Source organism: Vibrio mexicanus (genome assembly GCF_001012815.1).
Classification (GTDB): Bacteria; Pseudomonadota; Gammaproteobacteria; order Enterobacterales; family Vibrionaceae; genus Vibrio; species Vibrio mexicanus.
This window is the reverse complement of sequence record NZ_JYJP01000070.1, coordinates 1-14,742: the sequence shown is the minus strand read 5'-3', so window position 1 is coordinate 14,742 and position 14,742 is coordinate 1. Positions and strand designations below refer to the sequence as shown.

General features: G+C 43.6%; 16 protein-coding genes and 1 pseudogene. 11 read left to right on the top strand and 6 right to left on the bottom strand.

The genetic code is table 11. The features are described from left to right. The first annotated feature begins 323 nt into the window (after positions 1–323). The 3 genes from UA76_RS10430 to UA76_RS10420 are packed head-to-tail and all read left to right on the top strand — an operon-like array spanning position 324 to position 3,026. The gene (locus UA76_RS10430) at positions 324–698 is read left to right on the top strand and encodes a FixH family protein (protein WP_052772008.1); all 375 of its coding nucleotides are present in this window, start codon (positions 324–326) and stop codon (positions 696–698) included. After that, entirely contained in the window at positions 670–2,037 is a 1,368-nt protein-coding gene (locus UA76_RS10425) for a cytochrome-c peroxidase (protein ID WP_084705499.1), read from the top strand. The genes UA76_RS10430 and UA76_RS10425 overlap by 29 nt, the downstream gene beginning before the upstream one ends. Further along, the gene (locus UA76_RS10420; protein ID WP_047045706.1) at positions 2,034–3,026 is read left to right on the top strand and encodes a hypothetical protein; all 993 of its coding nucleotides are present in this window, start codon (positions 2,034–2,036) and stop codon (positions 3,024–3,026) included. Before UA76_RS10425 ends, UA76_RS10420 begins: the two co-directional genes overlap by 4 nt. Here the strand turns inward: UA76_RS10420 and UA76_RS10415 are convergent. Next, positions 3,004–3,879, bottom strand: coding sequence for an AEC family transporter (locus UA76_RS10415; RefSeq protein ID WP_047045704.1), 876 nt, complete (start codon positions 3,877–3,879; stop codon positions 3,004–3,006). The two genes, UA76_RS10420 and UA76_RS10415, sit on opposite strands and share 23 nt — an antisense overlap. Before the next feature lie 295 nt (positions 3,880–4,174). Here UA76_RS10415 and UA76_RS10410 point away from each other — a divergent pair, with 295 nt between their 5' ends. Continuing rightward, on the top strand, positions 4,175–5,596 hold the full coding sequence (locus UA76_RS10410; protein ID WP_047045701.1) for a serine hydrolase domain-containing protein: 1,422 nt from the start codon (positions 4,175–4,177) through the stop codon (positions 5,594–5,596). A 214-nt stretch (positions 5,597–5,810) separates the two neighbouring features. After that, complete coding sequence (locus UA76_RS10405; RefSeq protein ID WP_157617617.1) at positions 5,811–6,167, top strand: hypothetical protein; 357 nt, start codon at positions 5,811–5,813, stop codon at positions 6,165–6,167. A 182-nt stretch (positions 6,168–6,349) separates the two neighbouring features. Here UA76_RS10405 and UA76_RS10400 read toward each other — a convergent pair whose 3' ends face one another. After that, on the bottom strand, positions 6,350–7,546 hold the full coding sequence (locus UA76_RS10400) for a hypothetical protein (RefSeq protein ID WP_047045694.1): 1,197 nt from the start codon (positions 7,544–7,546) through the stop codon (positions 6,350–6,352). Between the two features lie 230 nt (positions 7,547–7,776). Between UA76_RS10400 and UA76_RS10395 the strand changes: the two genes are divergently transcribed. The 5 genes from UA76_RS10395 to UA76_RS24635 all read left to right on the top strand — a co-directional run bounded on the left by UA76_RS10395 (position 7,777) and on the right by UA76_RS24635 (position 9,877). Next, the gene (locus UA76_RS10395; protein WP_047045692.1) at positions 7,777–8,091 is read left to right on the top strand and encodes a hypothetical protein; all 315 of its coding nucleotides are present in this window, start codon (positions 7,777–7,779) and stop codon (positions 8,089–8,091) included. 77 nt (positions 8,092–8,168) lie between these two features. Beyond that, a complete protein-coding gene (locus UA76_RS23670; RefSeq protein ID WP_157617616.1) occupies positions 8,169–8,330 on the top strand; it encodes a hypothetical protein in 162 nt (53 codons plus the stop codon). Between the two features lie 284 nt (positions 8,331–8,614). Next, a complete protein-coding gene (locus tag UA76_RS10390) occupies positions 8,615–8,815 on the top strand; it encodes a cold-shock protein (RefSeq protein ID WP_047045690.1) in 201 nt (66 codons plus the stop codon). 679 nt (positions 8,816–9,494) lie between these two features. Beyond that, positions 9,495–9,584: a MerR family DNA-binding transcriptional regulator gene (locus UA76_RS24640; RefSeq protein WP_238322252.1), complete on the top strand. Its 90-nt coding sequence runs from the start codon at positions 9,495–9,497 to the stop codon at positions 9,582–9,584. A 50-nt stretch (positions 9,585–9,634) separates the two neighbouring features. Next, positions 9,635–9,877, top strand: coding sequence for a MerR family transcriptional regulator (locus UA76_RS24635; RefSeq protein ID WP_238322251.1), 243 nt, complete (start codon positions 9,635–9,637; stop codon positions 9,875–9,877). Here UA76_RS24635 and UA76_RS10380 read toward each other — a convergent pair. The 4 genes and pseudogenes from UA76_RS10380 to UA76_RS10365 form a co-directional block, all read right to left on the bottom strand. After that, positions 9,874–10,650, bottom strand: coding sequence for an SDR family NAD(P)-dependent oxidoreductase (locus UA76_RS10380; RefSeq protein ID WP_047045687.1), 777 nt, complete (start codon positions 10,648–10,650; stop codon positions 9,874–9,876). The two genes, UA76_RS24635 and UA76_RS10380, sit on opposite strands and share 4 nt — an antisense overlap. Positions 10,651–10,764: 114 nt before the next feature. Then, complete coding sequence (locus UA76_RS10375; protein ID WP_047045684.1) at positions 10,765–11,190, bottom strand: septal ring lytic transglycosylase RlpA family protein; 426 nt, start codon at positions 11,188–11,190, stop codon at positions 10,765–10,767. A gap of 176 nt (positions 11,191–11,366) precedes the next feature. Next, positions 11,367–11,840, bottom strand: a complete 474-nt coding sequence (locus tag UA76_RS10370; protein ID WP_047045681.1) for a methylated-DNA--[protein]-cysteine S-methyltransferase — start codon at positions 11,838–11,840, stop codon at positions 11,367–11,369. Beyond that, a pseudogene (locus UA76_RS10365) lies at positions 11,837–13,197 on the bottom strand (AlkA N-terminal domain-containing protein). The gene UA76_RS10370 and the pseudogene UA76_RS10365 overlap by 4 nt, the downstream one beginning before the upstream one ends. 376 nt (positions 13,198–13,573) lie before the next feature. Between UA76_RS10365 and UA76_RS10360 the strand changes: the two are divergent. Next, the gene (locus UA76_RS10360) at positions 13,574–14,494 is read left to right on the top strand and encodes a universal stress protein (RefSeq protein ID WP_047045677.1); all 921 of its coding nucleotides are present in this window, start codon (positions 13,574–13,576) and stop codon (positions 14,492–14,494) included. The last annotated feature ends 248 nt before the right edge of the window (positions 14,495–14,742 follow it).

The following is a 14,742-nucleotide window of genomic DNA, read 5'->3' as shown; positions in this document are numbered from 1 at the left end:
AGTCACCCCAAGCGGCCCAAATAAGGCAAAATTCAAAATGTAACAAATTATTTTTATATCAATAAAAATAACAAATGATACGACGCATGTCACCTTTTTGACGCAAGTCAATAACACGTCTCGTTTTACATTTCAGCTGTTTTACTGGGTCTCGTTTTGAAAAAAGCTCTCTTTACACAGCAAACATCGCTCAGCTACCACAGTTGGATAACCAAATTATAGCCCATATGCAATTATGCGAATAACATCAAACAATTAATTCATCGCCGAAGATAACAGCAGTAATACTTGGATATATCACTGAAACAAAGAGAGTGCAGACAATGAGCCTTGTCGTTGCAACCACATTACTGACGATTATCTCAAGCCAAGAAATAGTAACGGCGGATGACTCGGGTTGGACATCTGTCGCCTATTCCCCCGTTGAGATTTCGATCAATCAGTTTCACAGCTGGGAGTTCGAATTCATCAACGGAGATGGCGCTACACAACCTTGCGCACAGCTAACTATTAATGGCGGGATGCCAAGCCATAATCATGGGCTCCCAACTGAACCCGCGATAACACCAGCGACAAACAAAGGGCGCTACGTTTTAGAGGGCATTAAATTTCACATGCCTGGCACTTGGCAGCTTGTGCTTAATTGTGAGGATAACGAGCGTAATAAGCATGACTTCACCATTACGTTCGATATTTAGACATCAAATATTCACGTTACTTGGCGTATTGCTCATCAGCCTAGGGCTCACCGGCTGTAACGAACCCAATATGATTCGCCATCATTGGTCCGACGATGATCTGACTCTTTTAACGTCTATGCATATATCTCGCGCCCAGTTAGTGAACAATAGCGACAATGTTTTTTCAGATATTGACTCTGCCATTCAGCTTGGCCAAGCCCTCTTTTTCGATCAGTCACTCAGCAAAGACAAGCGTACTTCTTGTGCCAGTTGTCACGATCCAAAGCGCTATTTCACTTCTGGAAACAAGACCGATGGCAGTCGCAATACGCCTACCGTCGTTGGAAGTGCAACATCAACGTGGCAGTTCTGGGATGGGAGAGCTGATAGCCTGTGGTCTCAGGCACTTGTTCCTTTTGAAACAAAAGCTGAACACGGTCTAACCCGACTTGAGATTGTACGTTTAGTGCTGCTAAATCACACAGAACGTTTCTTTCAAAGCATTCATCCCTCAGATTTGACCCGTCAAAGCAATGAAGATTCGAGGGCAAGCATTCATCGTTTAGCTGTTTGGTTTCTTGAAAATCAAAGCTCACTTCCCAAACGCGCTTCACCCAATCTAGAGACTGATTTAAATGCCAATAGGCATTGGAATACGCTCACATTTGACCAACAAACTAAAATCAACCAGTTGTTCGCGACGATAGGGACAGCCATCGCGGCCTATCAATCTCAACTCATGCCTGCCCCGTCTCGTTTTGATGAGTATGTTCAAGCGCTATCGAATGGTGACCTAACGTTAGCCAATCAGATCCTCACAAAAACCGAAGAGCAAGGGTTGAAGCTTTTCCTAAGCGAGAAGTCGCAATGTATTCGCTGCCATAACGGACCTATGTTTACTAACCATCATTTTTCCGTCACCGCCGCGCCTAGCAGCCAAACCGACGCTGGGCGACTTAAAGGCATTGAGGAAGTACTGAACAGTCCATTCAATTGTCTTGGTAAATTCAATACGAAGATAAAGCGTGATTGTAACGAGCTCATCTATATGAAACGCGAAGGCGACGGTTTAATGCATGCTTTTAAAGTCCCTTCGTTACGAAATGTCACTTTGACTTCACCCTACATGCATAATGGCGCTTTTCCCTCATTAGATGCAGTAATTGACTACTACAATCGAGCGCCGACCAATCAGCTCGCACATACCGAATTAGAACATCTTTTTTTACTTCCTTATCAAAGAAAACAGCTCGTCGCTTTTTTAAAAACGCTGGAAAGTGGAGTTCAAATTCGGCACAACTCTCAAGGTAAAAACAGCTCGCTTCACCCACCATCAAAACTGGAGAACACACCATGAGAACATTAAGCCTGATCACTCTATCTTTGTTTTGCGTGCCTTGTTTAGCCCATGTTCGCTGGTTTGTGGATGGACAAAACTATCGGGAAGCTTCCCTGCCTCTCGATGCTCTGGCGATAACAATATTCTTTGTCTGTATCGCCTTTGCTGCATTGGCTTATTGGATCACGCAATCGGGATGGTTAAGGCATGTAACATCTGCTCCGTTCTTTAAACGCTCCCTCGTTTTCTGGCGCCTCTATTGCGTGGCCATCGTAGCTTTTTTTATTGTTAACTCATTAACAGGAATCTTTATTGCGCCCAATTTACAATTGGATACGCAACATCAGATGTTGGGCGTGGTGCTGCAAATCGCCATTGCTTTAGCCATGGTTGTGTCAGTATCCCTCAGTGGTGTGTTCGTCATTGTTCTCACCATCGTTACACTCTTTATCCTGCCTTTTACTTTGACCATCGACTATCTGTTTGAACTACTGGGAATCGGTATTGCGCTTGTACTGATTGGCCCAAACCTGAGCCTTGCCGATCAGCAGAACCTATACCCACTTTCGCTCATGTTGAACTTGAGGCAAATCGCCACCATCATATTGCGAGTGATGCTCGGCTTACAATTACTGGTATTAGGGTTCCATAACAAGCTACTGAGCCCAGGGCTCTCGCTGGCTTTTCTAGAACAATACCCACATTACAATGTATTTGCACTGTTAGGCTGGGAGCAGTTCTCCCATCTACATTTTGTTTGGTTCGCTGGGCTTTGTGAGATTTTACTGGGCGGAATGCTTATGGTGGGCATCGCCAATCGAATCGTCGTGACATTTCTCATCGTCGTCTTCACTATCACTACAACGGTCTCTGGCGCTCATGAGGTGATAGGTCATCTGCCAATCTTTGCTATTGCACTCATTTTATTTTCAGAGTGCTGCAATCCCCTCGATGATCAAACGCGAGTTATAAGCGAAACCCCAACTATAAGGAGAGCGCGAAAGTAAGCAATAGTGGTAACGTTAGCAGGCTGAAGAAGTTACCAAATAGCACCATTGAAGCCACCTTGGTGGATTCAATTTGAAAACGTTCTGCGAACAGATAATTCATAACTGCGGGAGGTAACATGGTAAACAGCACCATCATCTGAAGCTGCATAGTCGGAAGAGGAATGAAAAAATAGATCACAGCGAAAGCAATTGCTCCTGTAAAGAGCGATTGAAGCGTACAAAATACGCCGACTTTCAATCCACTCAACCGCATATTACACATTTGTGCGCCTAGCGAGAGCAGCATAACGGGCACCGCCGCTTGGCCCAAAAGCACTGTCGCTTCATAAAGTGGCGACCACATGCCAATACCTGATAAGTTCAGTATGAGGGCGCTCATTGCCGCGAGGAATATCGGCATTTTGATGATCTGTTTGAATGGATTTCCTTCACTCAATAATGCTAGGCCCAAGCTGATATGGATACATGCAGAAACAACAAAAAGAAGCACTGCGGACGCTAAGGCCGTATCACCAAACGTATAAGTAAATAGTGGAATAGCCAGATTTCCACTGTTGCGAAACATATGGGGTGGTGCCCAAGCCTTATAGCGCAGCTTGAAAAGACGGCACAGAGGGATCATAACCAAACCGGGAACCAACACAGCAACGACTGATGCACTCAAAAGCGGGACTTGTTGAGTATCAAGCGGCATCGCCACCAGCGATGAAAAAACTAAAGCGGGCGTAAAAGTATCCATGTTGATGCGATTGATTGGCTTAAAATCGGGCTTCAACCAACGCCCAACCGAAAAACCGACCGTAACCAGTGCAAAGACAGGAAAAAGAATCCCTATGACTTGTTCAAACATGGTCCACCTAGAACTATTTATTCCCTGTCACCAAAGTAACTGATTTAACGAAAATTAAACAGTCTTACTCTCAGGCTTTCTGGTAAGCACTTTACTTCGGGCTTGATCAGCTTAAACAGACATTTCATTGATAAATTGAGACGACTTAAACATCTGTTTCAATAAACCTTACCCCGCATCGCAAAGCTGGTTCATTGATCATTTGTAGATTGTGGCATTTTTTCAATCAGTTAGAGTGATTCCGTACACTTATATGCAGCCACAATTTACAGAGCCTTTCTTCAAGAGGACCACGATGAAGTTTTTGCCTTGGTTAGCCCTTTTCACACTCTTTAGCTCCTTCGCTTCCGCTAATTCAGAGCGAATAAATACACTTCTTGATGATTACATTACATTGTATGGTGCAGAAAATATTACGACCGTAATTTCTCATGGCGATGACGTCATCTTCTCAGGCTCGGCGGGGTCAGACCCGCTTTGGAACCCAGATACAACAACCCTTATTGCTTCGCTTTCAAAACCCATTACAGCCACTGCTGTAATAATTCTTGAGCAACAAGGGAAAATCGACATTAGTCAACCAATCACCACCTATATTCCTGATTTGAAACTGGCAGACGGCCGCGAAAATGATCTGACTATTCGCCGATTAATGAGCCACACCTCGGGCCTTTCATCACAAAACTTTCGCTATCAATACCAACCTAATGACTCACTTGAATCTTTAATAGATTTGATGGCCCAAGCTAGCTTGTATGCGGAGCCCGATGAAAACTGGTACTACAGTAATCTAGGTTATGATCTCTTAGGGCTTTTAGTTGAACGTGTAAGTGGTCAATCATTTGCTCAATTTTTAAAAGACTCGCTTTTTACCCCACTTGGAATGGACTCAAGCGGCACGCCGCAGCACCTTCCAATTGAAACGACAGGCCACATCTCTTTAATGCGAGTATCGATACCGGTTAGGTCACACCCAGCGGAAGCTGATATTCCATCAGGATACCTGTTAAGCAGCGCTGATGACTATAACCGTTTTTTGAGATTTCAGCGTGATGGTCTTGGCAACGATGGCCAGGCCATTCTTTCCATGTCTGCACTTAAGCTGATGCACGATGCCGCTTCAATCCCTCAAGCCTATTCCTATGGCTGGTCGCATGACACCTACTTTGGTATGAAGGGAATTGGTCACGACGGTGATGTGGATGGATACCTAGCAAAAGCGGTATATATACCAGAAGCCGATCTTTCCGTTGTGATACTTTCCAATAGCTATAACCTGCCTCAAAGCCTGTTTGCCATACGAGATCTGACTCAAGCTATGATTGCAGAAGTGATTGGTGAAGATCATTCACCTAATCCCATTATCAAATGGCTATCCATACTTTTACCTCTTCTCATCGTTGCAGATCTTTTCTCTAGCGTGCGCGGAATCGTTAAAGTACGGCAAGGGAAAGGTCAACTGTCGGAAAAACAAAAGCGACAGGTACTGCTACAAACATCCGTTAAGATCGCTTCATTACTGGCGATGCCGTGGATAATTGGCATCATATTAGGTCGAGGAATGGGGTATCACGAACTTTTCAACATGGCCCCGAACCTCACGTTACTTCTAGCCAGCTCAGTGATTCTTGAATCCATTAGGCTCATTGTTATGGCGTTCACTTCACCTCACAGCGAAGAACACTTTAGACAAGATGAGAACCAACTGACTCACTAAAGAAAACCTTTATCTGCCCGACAAGTAAGATATGGTCAAAAAACGCCCACTAATAAAGCCTTGCCTGTCACATTTGTCGAAGGCAAGGCACTAAGCTCAACCACGGTGTTCTAGACTAAAAGATAGATGCCGAAAGGACGAATCTAGGAGGATTAAAGGGATGAGAATTGTTCTAGTTATTATAAGTCTCTTATTTGCCAGTAGCAGCTTTGCTATGCGCGCACAACAGAGCTATACCGAAGCGGTATTAGACCAGTTTCAAAACGATATGAAAGGAACACTCTCTGACAACGAGCAACGTGTGGTAATGAAGCTGATGAACGAGCTGTCATACATTCCACTCAAAGAATCTGCCCCACTTGCAATTCCAACCTTAAATTTAGAAACCAAACTTGATGCGCTGACCAATGAAGAGCTTGAATCCACCTTGCTCTACATGACTTCGGTCTGCTTAACCAATGGTAAGCTACTTCAAATCTATGAAAAGTGCACCGACAACGCGTTAACTCAACAACTCGATACCTATTCACAAACCCACATGGGGACAACCCAAAAATTGATGTTTTGGTAGAAAACTTCTTCTCCCTCCAGTTTGCTATGCAAACGGTCCGAGAGCCCTTATAAGTTCGATTTAACGTAAGATTAAGCGCTTTAACATCACAGCGTTTACTGTGAAATAAAATGCCCTAATGGACAGTCAACCATTAGGGCATTTTCGTACTGACTTAAATCTGAACACTTGTTTACCCAGTATTAGGAAACGTACTCTTTCGCTTCTTTGAACTTAACCTTTAACTTATCTTTAGTGCTTAAGGCTTTATCAAATTCATCTTTCGACACATTCAGGTAACTGACACCATCGACGATCTGCGACAAGTACGCCTTATAAATTACATCCATGGTGACGAACTCAATACATGACTTCTTAATGTACTTTCTGGCAAACTTACGCGTCTTCTCATAAGACTTATAGATCTTACCCGCCAATTCGCTACCGGGTGCATACGTAGCAAATTTATCGTTCTCTTTCTTAAACTTGTACTTCACCTTACGCATATGCTTTTTCATAAATGAACGTTTCTTATAAGCAGGTAAATCAAGTACGCCCACCAGCACCTCTTCTTTTGAGCTCACAAGCGGGTGAAGAATCCACATCATCGCCACAACAGGGATATCTTGAATATTCTTATTGAAGAATTTCGCTACTTCATAACCTGAAAGACTGCCTTTACGGAAATACATTTGAAGACACTCTTTCTGGAACTTCTTATAGCGGGCAATCGTAATCAAACGATAGATATAGTTGATACACCATTGGCAAATCGACTTAGCGGCTCTCGCTATCGCCGTTGCAGGAGCGGCAGCACCCAGTGAAATAATGTTAACCACCAAGGTTGCAGAGTTGACTGAGAACTCGAGTAGGCCATCTTCCAATGCCGCAGCTTTGATTTTTCGTCTAACCACACGCAGTGTCTTTTGGCCTTCGCTGTCAGCGACGGATATCACCTTAGTCGCCTTTTTGTATAGTGAAACGCCTTTAATGCCTTTATAAGCGCCCTTCACTATACCTTTCGTGTCCTTAATAAAAGGCGCGAACTCTTCCCACACGTCGCTCACTAAATCGAATATTAAAGGTTTCATGTCGGTTAGCGCGTTGGATGGCAACAGCTCGATGCCCGGAACCCCTTTCACCACACTGTTCATTTGGTCGTAGATTCCGTTAGACGTTTCACCGACCGCTTCTTTGTTATCTTGGGAGCTATTAAGATCTTTTATTTCATCACCGATTTTGCGAACTTTGTTCATCACCTTTCGGTTTTTTCTAATTTGCTCAGGCGTTTTCACTTTGTCATCAATGCTGACTTCGCTAAAAAACCTTAAGAAAAAAAGCTGCTTGTCATCGACTGGGTCGCCTGCGATTTCAAGCACATTTTGTGAGGAGAGAGGCATGACAATTATCCTTAATTATCTGATACTGATAATTTAGTCTATATTATTTTCATATTTTAACCTATTTATAACAATAGAATTAACAATAAAACTTGAGTTTCTTCCAATCACATCAATCCCAAAGATCATACTTATAGCCGCCGAGCGTCTTTTGTCACAAATTTTGAGGCATAATAGCCCTTCATTTGTGCCAATTATGCTTAAAGTCTGCGACTAAAAGGAAATAAGCGATGTATTTAAAAACGCTAATGTTAGCAACTCTGTTAGCTTTGACTCTTGCTGGTTGCTCAGACAGTGTTATGCCCAATGAAGGCGAGTCGGGAAAGGTAGAGTTCGATCAACTATTCGCCAATAAATGGTTTGGTGGCTATGAGACCAAGCATCCTGTTGTATTAGGCAGTGTTAGTGTGGGTGAAGGTGTTGAACTGGGTGATTTCATTCGAGTCGAAGGGCTTACCATTGAGCAGTTAAAGGACAAAACCATCGTTGTGACCAACATCGACGGTAAAATGATCGTCAAGTCCGTTCGGCATAAAGATGACTGAGAACAAAACGAACCGTTGCTCAATTTAATCCTTTTTCATGATATCGTTAGAAAAATCAAACGGTGAAGTCGTTACAAATGCTGCAATTCATAAAATCCTATCGCGCAATGTCAAAAGAAGATCGCGCCAAAGCCTATGCGAAGCTTTCTGATAAGTTAGCCGAACAATTTGCTAAAGAAGTTGGCCTTAGCGCTAAGAAGCGTAGCGAGCTTGATAAAATCATGAAATCGTTAAAGTAAGCGGGGCTATTGATAACTTTTCTGTAACCCTAAAATGGCCTGTAAACGATCTATTTTCTACAGCTAAAGTAATATCAGTAAAAATAATCTGATAAAAGTGTATCTATTTAAAAATTAGTGTGTATAGTAAATAAAAGCTCCACAAGCGAGCTATTGATAACTTATTTAGTTCAAGACCTTCTCAGTTTCTTTTCGATTTGACACATCATTTTTCTCTGCGATACCTTTTTCTTCATTCCTTATTTAGTAGCTCTCTTTAAATTCAATCTAATATAGAGATACCTATGTCTAGTAAAATAACTGGCTCAGTAAAATGGTTCAACGAAACGAAAGGCTTTGGCTTTATCACTCCTGATAATGGCGGCTCTGACCTGTTCGTTCATTTCAGATCAATTGTGAGTGAAGGTTTCAAAACTCTGGCCGATGGCCAGAAAGTGTCCTTCAACGTTGAGCAAGGTGGCAAAGGCCCCAAGCAACTGATGTAACAGTCGCTTAATCAATGTTCTGAGAGTTTGCCTACTTCCTAGTTATAGCGAGCTCTCAACTTTTATAACCAATCAAAGAGCAATATGAATAGAAAAAGTAATAGAAAAACATACTGGTATTATGTTTTACGTGAACAAAAGTCACAGCGAGATAAACAATAATTGTACTCAATTAATTACCACCTCAAACATAGCAACACCTCTTGGTCCGCCGAAATTAGTCAGTTAAATTCAGACGTATTGCAACGTCATATACTCCCTAAAATAAGCACTGGCTGCCTTTCTCTTAATTTTTCATTTTGTGAGTCGACAGCTTCAGGAAAAATAATTAGTTCGACAGGAGCGATTTTAGGTAGTTTTTATCTAAAGTGATAGAGAATAATAAACATTGAAAAAATCTATACGCAACAACTCAAATACCCTAAAGTCACAAGCTCCTTGTAAAACTGATGTGAAGAACAACAACATTCATTCGGTAAGAAAACGAATCGAACAAATCTTGATTGAACAAGAAACCAAAAAGCTATGGGATTTATAGCCACACCTCTCCATTTTTCTTTCCAAGTGTTCCCTGTAGTTTATCTACTAATCATGCCCAATTGCCCCAATTCCAATAATTGACACTATGTTTAGCGCTCATTCTGGCTAACAATAAAGTCCTGTTTTATTGGAGATAATTATGTACATCGGCGAACTATCCAAAATAACGGGTGTGAGCGTGAAAGCCATTCGCCATTACGAAGAAATTGGGCTGATTAAGCCCCCTTAAGAAAAGAGAAATACCGGATCTACGACAACAGTTTTGTCGATGTTCTGAACATGATCCAGCTAGCCAAACGTCTTGGGTTTAGCCTCGCTGAACTCAAAGCCATCGCTAAAGCCAAAACTGAAAAAGGCGTAGTGCCGATGGACCTGTTAGTCCAAGAAATAGAAAAGAAACGCACCGTGTTGCTCGCGCAGCAAAAGACCATCAAAGAAAAACTTAAAGGATTAACCGAGCTAGAGCAAAGCGTTGCCCATTACAACGCCTGCTTGCTGGAATCGTTAGAGCCTACAGACTAAGCGCTTTTCATCGCTTTATAGTAGAAGTTAACGACACTCGTTCGAGACAATATGCGGTTGAGAAACACGTACATTTTGTTTTCTAGAAATGGAATTTCGCGATTTTTTCCGCTAAACAGCGCTTTCAGTCCTTTGTTTGCCACCTTGGCAGGGCTAGCTCGATACTTTTTCGAGAATACGCCCTCTTCGGATGCTTGATCTTCCCCTCCTTCAAAATGAAAGAATCCCGTATCAGTTCGACCTGGCGACAAACAAGTCACAGACACATTAGAGGGTTTTAACTCCATTTTCAGCGCTTCGGTAAAGTTAGCCACATACGCCTTACTCGCAGCATAAGCGGCCAAATAAGGCGGCGGTTGGTAGGCGGCAGTCGATGCCACATTTAAAATATGACCCGATTTTTGTTCTACCATTCTTTGCGCAAAGTAACGACTCAAGCGCGTGGTTGCAACGATGTTGAGATGAATCATGGCGTTGATATCGACCTCACTGAGCGACAAATGATCGCCATACAAACCAAAACCTGCATTGTTCACCGCAACATCAATTTTTGTTTCCAAGTCATCGAGTTGGCTAATTAACGTTTCGAGCTGATCTGGGTCGCTCAAATCTGCTTGTAAGGTTTGCTTAACGTTTGGTAAATCTTGCTCAAGTTGCGCCAGTACATCTTGGTTACGACCGTGAAGAACGAGCGCATATCCTTGCCCTGCTAACTGTTTAGCAAACTCATAACCAATACCCGATGTAGCACCACTGATGAAAGCTGTTTTCATAATATTTGTCCTCATTGACTCTTGAATGAGGTACTACCTTAAACCCTCCCGTATAGGAGAGTCAACGCCCTTATTTCAAAAAATTTCAGTGGTCGTCCTTTTCGACGTTACGCTTTAGTGTTTATACCTAAACGTATTGCTATCATCGATAACGTCTATCTTCACAGGTACTAGGCCGCCTTTAATGTCGCCAATCTTGTCAAACGACTTTCGCGATAAATCAATCACTCGCCCTTTGACAAATGGCCCTCGGTCGTTGATTTTCACATCGACCGATTTGTTATTTCGAGTATTGGTAACACGTACTACCGTGCCGAAAGGAAGGGTTTTATGGGCGGCAGTATAGGCTCTCATATTGTAACGTTCGCCACTTGCGGTTAGCCTGCCATGATACTTGCTGCCATACCAAGAAGCTTGACCAGCAAGTTCATGCGAACTGGCATAGGCCCTCGTTTTTCCAGAATCAATTGCTGTGCTAGAAGCACAGCCAACAAGAAGCATTGCGCAGCAAACAGCAATCGCTAGGGTTTGAATTCTCATTTATTTTGGTACTCTGTTCAATAAATCGGGTTTAATCATCAGACGAAGCTAATGCCTGTCCGACACACCCCAAAGATTGTCCATGAACCAAGACCAATCAAGTCATCGCAACGACAAGATAATGATTAGTATTCGTACACTTAGGTAAAAATTGCATACTGCCAAAGTTCTTTGGTTTACTTACCCTTCTCCAACCTCAACAACACTTCTTTGCGCTCAACACCACCTGCATACCCGGTCAACTTTCCGTTTGCACCGATTACGCGGTGACAAGGGACAACGATAGAAATCGGGTTTTTACCATTTGCTGTTCCTACAGCTCTCACCGCTTGTGGGCGATTGATCAGCTCAGCCAGTTCTTTATAACTCCACGTTTCGCCGTAAGGGATGCGGGTTAACGCTTGCCATACTTGCTTTTGGAACTCTGTACCCTTCAGATCCAGAGGCAAATCAAACTTCTGACGCTCTTTGGCAAAATAGGCATTAAGCTGATTCGACGCTTCCACCAGAACATGATGGTCATCCTTTCGCGTGCCTAATTCCTCCGGCTTGGTGGTAAAGGTTTCGAACCATATTCCGGTCACACCCTTGTCACTGGCTTGAATGGTGATCTCTCCCAGTTCACTTGGGATTATGCTGTAGTATTTCATGCGTGATTCCATAAATGAAAAGTCGCGTAACTGCCCCACGGTGAAGCGGACGCTTTGTTTAAGTTCGGGTACTGCTGCTGCCATTTTTTAACCACAAGATCAGAGTCTAAGTAGTGATTCGGTAATGAAAGCCCACGCAATAGCGCGTAATTGACCGTCCAAGGCCCAATGCCCTTGATTGATAGCCACTCATCAGGTGTCGCTTCTGGGTTTTCGATATTGAACTGGGCAAATCGCGCTAAGGTGTCCTTTCGGCTTTGTGGCATGCGAAGAAAGCTCAAATCCGCCTGCGCTATTTGCTGAGGTGTTGGGAAAGTACGTATCTCACCGCCCGATAACTCTTTAACGAGCAAGTTAAGTTGACCAATCGCCGCTTTCACCGACACCTGCTGGCCGAGGATGGCCCTAACACCTGCCTCCCAAGCGCTCCATACGCCAGGAATTCGAATGCCGCTTGATTTAACGATCCCAGAAGCCACACTCTCCAAATGTTGCTCTATCACATCGACATTGGCATCGAGATCCAGCATACGACGCACGGTACTAATCAAAGCTTTAAGAATAGAAATATCTTCAACTTCAAGCTCTAGTAGAATTTGTCCTTTGGCTTTTGGGCTTGCTTTAAACCAAGCCTGCTTGCCTTGAATAACAACTGAGCGACTGTAACAACCCTCTTCTACCGACTCTAACCCTTCAATGGCCCTCAACTCATAGAAGCTCATTAAATGCGACCAATTCAGCTCGCCTTGATAGTTAAGAATGATCTGAGTCCGTTCGCCTGCCATGCGTTTTCTTCGAATATCCGATGGGCTCATTTTCAGTTGTTTACGAAATGCGTCGTTAAAACGTCTTGTACTTTGAAAACCAACCGCAAAGCCGATATCGGTAATACTCAATGTACTGGTATGCAGTAACTGTTTAGCGAACAGAAGTTGCTGATAGAGCGCATACTGTTTGGGGGACATACCAAGGTACTGACTAAATAACTTTCGTAAGTAACGGTCGCTCACCCCTAAACGCTCTGACAGCACTTGCAAGGATTGGTTATTCAATGCGCCTTCGTCAATCAGCTTGACGGCTCGACTGAACGTAGTTTCGACGCCCTTCCAAGCCCAAGAATGGGGGCACTGTCTGGGCGGCACCGCAAACATGGGCGGTATCCCGCCTCGAGCGCAATCGTCTTATCACCGAAGTATTCAACATTTTCTTCTTTTGACATTCGCGCAGGGCAAATCGTTCGGCAAAAAATCCCTGTTGATTTGACCGCGATAAAGAACCGGCCGTCGAATCGGGGATCTCTTGACAAGCGTGCTTGCTGGCACTGCTCGAAAGTGAGATTTGAGAATGAGTCAATCATGTAATGCGCCATTAATTCCGTATAAGAGGTCTATCATTTCCCTTCACTATAGCGAGAGTGTACAAAACAATACGCCATTTTCGGAACTAATATTGAGAAGGCTAAAGATACATCGCCCAAAGCCCTCCGCCACAACCGATTAACTAGGTTCAAAGATCCGGCAGTAGAGCCAGATCATAAAACCCACCAAATTCGTAAAACCCGGATTGAGTTTTGATTAAGGTCAGATTTTGGCTGTTAACAATCTATTAATATCAAAGGGTATTCATTGACTTAGCAAGGGCTAAGTGGCTGATTAAGCAAGAAGTTCAATTATGCTTGAGTGTCTAAGATAGTCAGTCTTCCACACTACTTGGCTGGATGCATGGAGGTTATTATGAAACAGTTCAACGACATCCTTTTCGTGAGTCAGGGCCTAACTGCCCACCAAGATTCATTAGGCCAATCCATCATGCTGACGCTGCGAAACCAAGCGAACTTAGAAGGTTTGATTGCATGCCCTCCTCTACCGGAGCACATGTCGGACTACCGCGAAACCTACGAAAACTCACTTATCAATACGATTAAAACCAGCTTCGATGACACGGTAAGTAACAATCCGGCCATTCAAACGCCAATCGAGTTTCCAATCCACATTTCCGCTGGCGACAAACCTGCGGCACGCATTTCTAAGCACGTTGTCGAGCATGGGTTCGATATCATCATCAAAGATACAGAAGAGATACCAGAAGGTGAAGACGGTTTTAAAGCGCTAGACATGCAACTCCTACGCGAGTGCCCATGCCCTGTTTGGCTTCATAAACCCAACAACAAGCCAATCGAAAAACGCCGAGTGGCTGTTGCCATTGATGTCGACCCATTCGATGACGAGAAAAAAGTCATGGCTCTTGATCTGCTACGCCATGCAAGAGCGATTGCCGATTCAAGCGACAGCCGCCTACACATCATAGGCTGTTGGGTATACCAACTAGAAAGCTACCTCAGCACCCAAGCTTGGATCAAAGTGCCAGAAAAGGAACTCAATCGTAATATTGAATTGGCGCGAATCGAGCACTTGGCCGAGTTAAACCGCTTAATTGAAGAATCTGGTATTGAAGGGGAAAATGTTATCCATCACCTACATGGTGAGGCCGACAATGAAATACCTCGTTGTGTGGCGAATATTGATATTGACGTACTTGTGATGGGCACCAGTGCGCGAACCGGCCTATCAGGCGTCGTGATCGGTAACACCGCCGAGAATATCCTGCAGCATATTCACTGCTCGCTCGTCGCGTTCAAGCCTCGTGATTTCTAACCTAGGTAGCGACACTATCCAATAGTAAAAAGCAGCGAGTTCGCTGCTTTTTACTGAGTTTCAGACATACCTAGCCCAGTTAGCTTGTTGAGTGCTTTGATCATGCGTAAGTCTCACCCACTTGTGCGTTGTTGTACTTGCGCCGGTTGCTGGTTTTATAGCGAGGCTTCGGCATGAAATCAAAGTCAGTAAATGAATGTCCCTGATCTGATCGTAAAATTTTGATTTAGTTCATTCGATTTCGGCAA

Coding starts and splice junctions, on each gene's coding strand:
- UA76_RS24640 (WP_238322252.1), top strand. CDS start 9,495: ATGTACATCGGCGAACTATCCAAAATAACGGGTGTGAGCGTGAAAGCC.
- UA76_RS10360 (WP_047045677.1), top strand. CDS start 13,574: ATGAAACAGTTCAACGACATCCTTTTCGTGAGTCAGGGCCTAACTGCC.
- UA76_RS10380 (WP_047045687.1), bottom strand. CDS start 10,650: ATGAAAACAGCTTTCATCAGTGGTGCTACATCGGGTATTGGTTATGAG.
- UA76_RS10430 (WP_052772008.1), top strand. CDS start 324: ATGAGCCTTGTCGTTGCAACCACATTACTGACGATTATCTCAAGCCAA.
- UA76_RS10395 (WP_047045692.1), top strand. CDS start 7,777: ATGTATTTAAAAACGCTAATGTTAGCAACTCTGTTAGCTTTGACTCTT.
- UA76_RS10390 (WP_047045690.1), top strand. CDS start 8,615: ATGTCTAGTAAAATAACTGGCTCAGTAAAATGGTTCAACGAAACGAAA.
- UA76_RS24635 (WP_238322251.1), top strand. CDS start 9,635: ATGATCCAGCTAGCCAAACGTCTTGGGTTTAGCCTCGCTGAACTCAAA.
- UA76_RS10410 (WP_047045701.1), top strand. CDS start 4,175: ATGAAGTTTTTGCCTTGGTTAGCCCTTTTCACACTCTTTAGCTCCTTC.
- UA76_RS10375 (WP_047045684.1), bottom strand. CDS start 11,190: ATGAGAATTCAAACCCTAGCGATTGCTGTTTGCTGCGCAATGCTTCTT.
- UA76_RS10415 (WP_047045704.1), bottom strand. CDS start 3,879: ATGTTTGAACAAGTCATAGGGATTCTTTTTCCTGTCTTTGCACTGGTT.
- UA76_RS10400 (WP_047045694.1), bottom strand. CDS start 7,546: ATGCCTCTCTCCTCACAAAATGTGCTTGAAATCGCAGGCGACCCAGTC.
- UA76_RS10420 (WP_047045706.1), top strand. CDS start 2,034: ATGAGAACATTAAGCCTGATCACTCTATCTTTGTTTTGCGTGCCTTGT.
- UA76_RS10425 (WP_084705499.1), top strand. CDS start 670: ATGACTTCACCATTACGTTCGATATTTAGACATCAAATATTCACGTTA.
- UA76_RS10370 (WP_047045681.1), bottom strand. CDS start 11,840: ATGAAATACTACAGCATAATCCCAAGTGAACTGGGAGAGATCACCATT.
- UA76_RS23670 (WP_157617616.1), top strand. CDS start 8,169: ATGCTGCAATTCATAAAATCCTATCGCGCAATGTCAAAAGAAGATCGC.
- UA76_RS10405 (WP_157617617.1), top strand. CDS start 5,811: ATGCGCGCACAACAGAGCTATACCGAAGCGGTATTAGACCAGTTTCAA.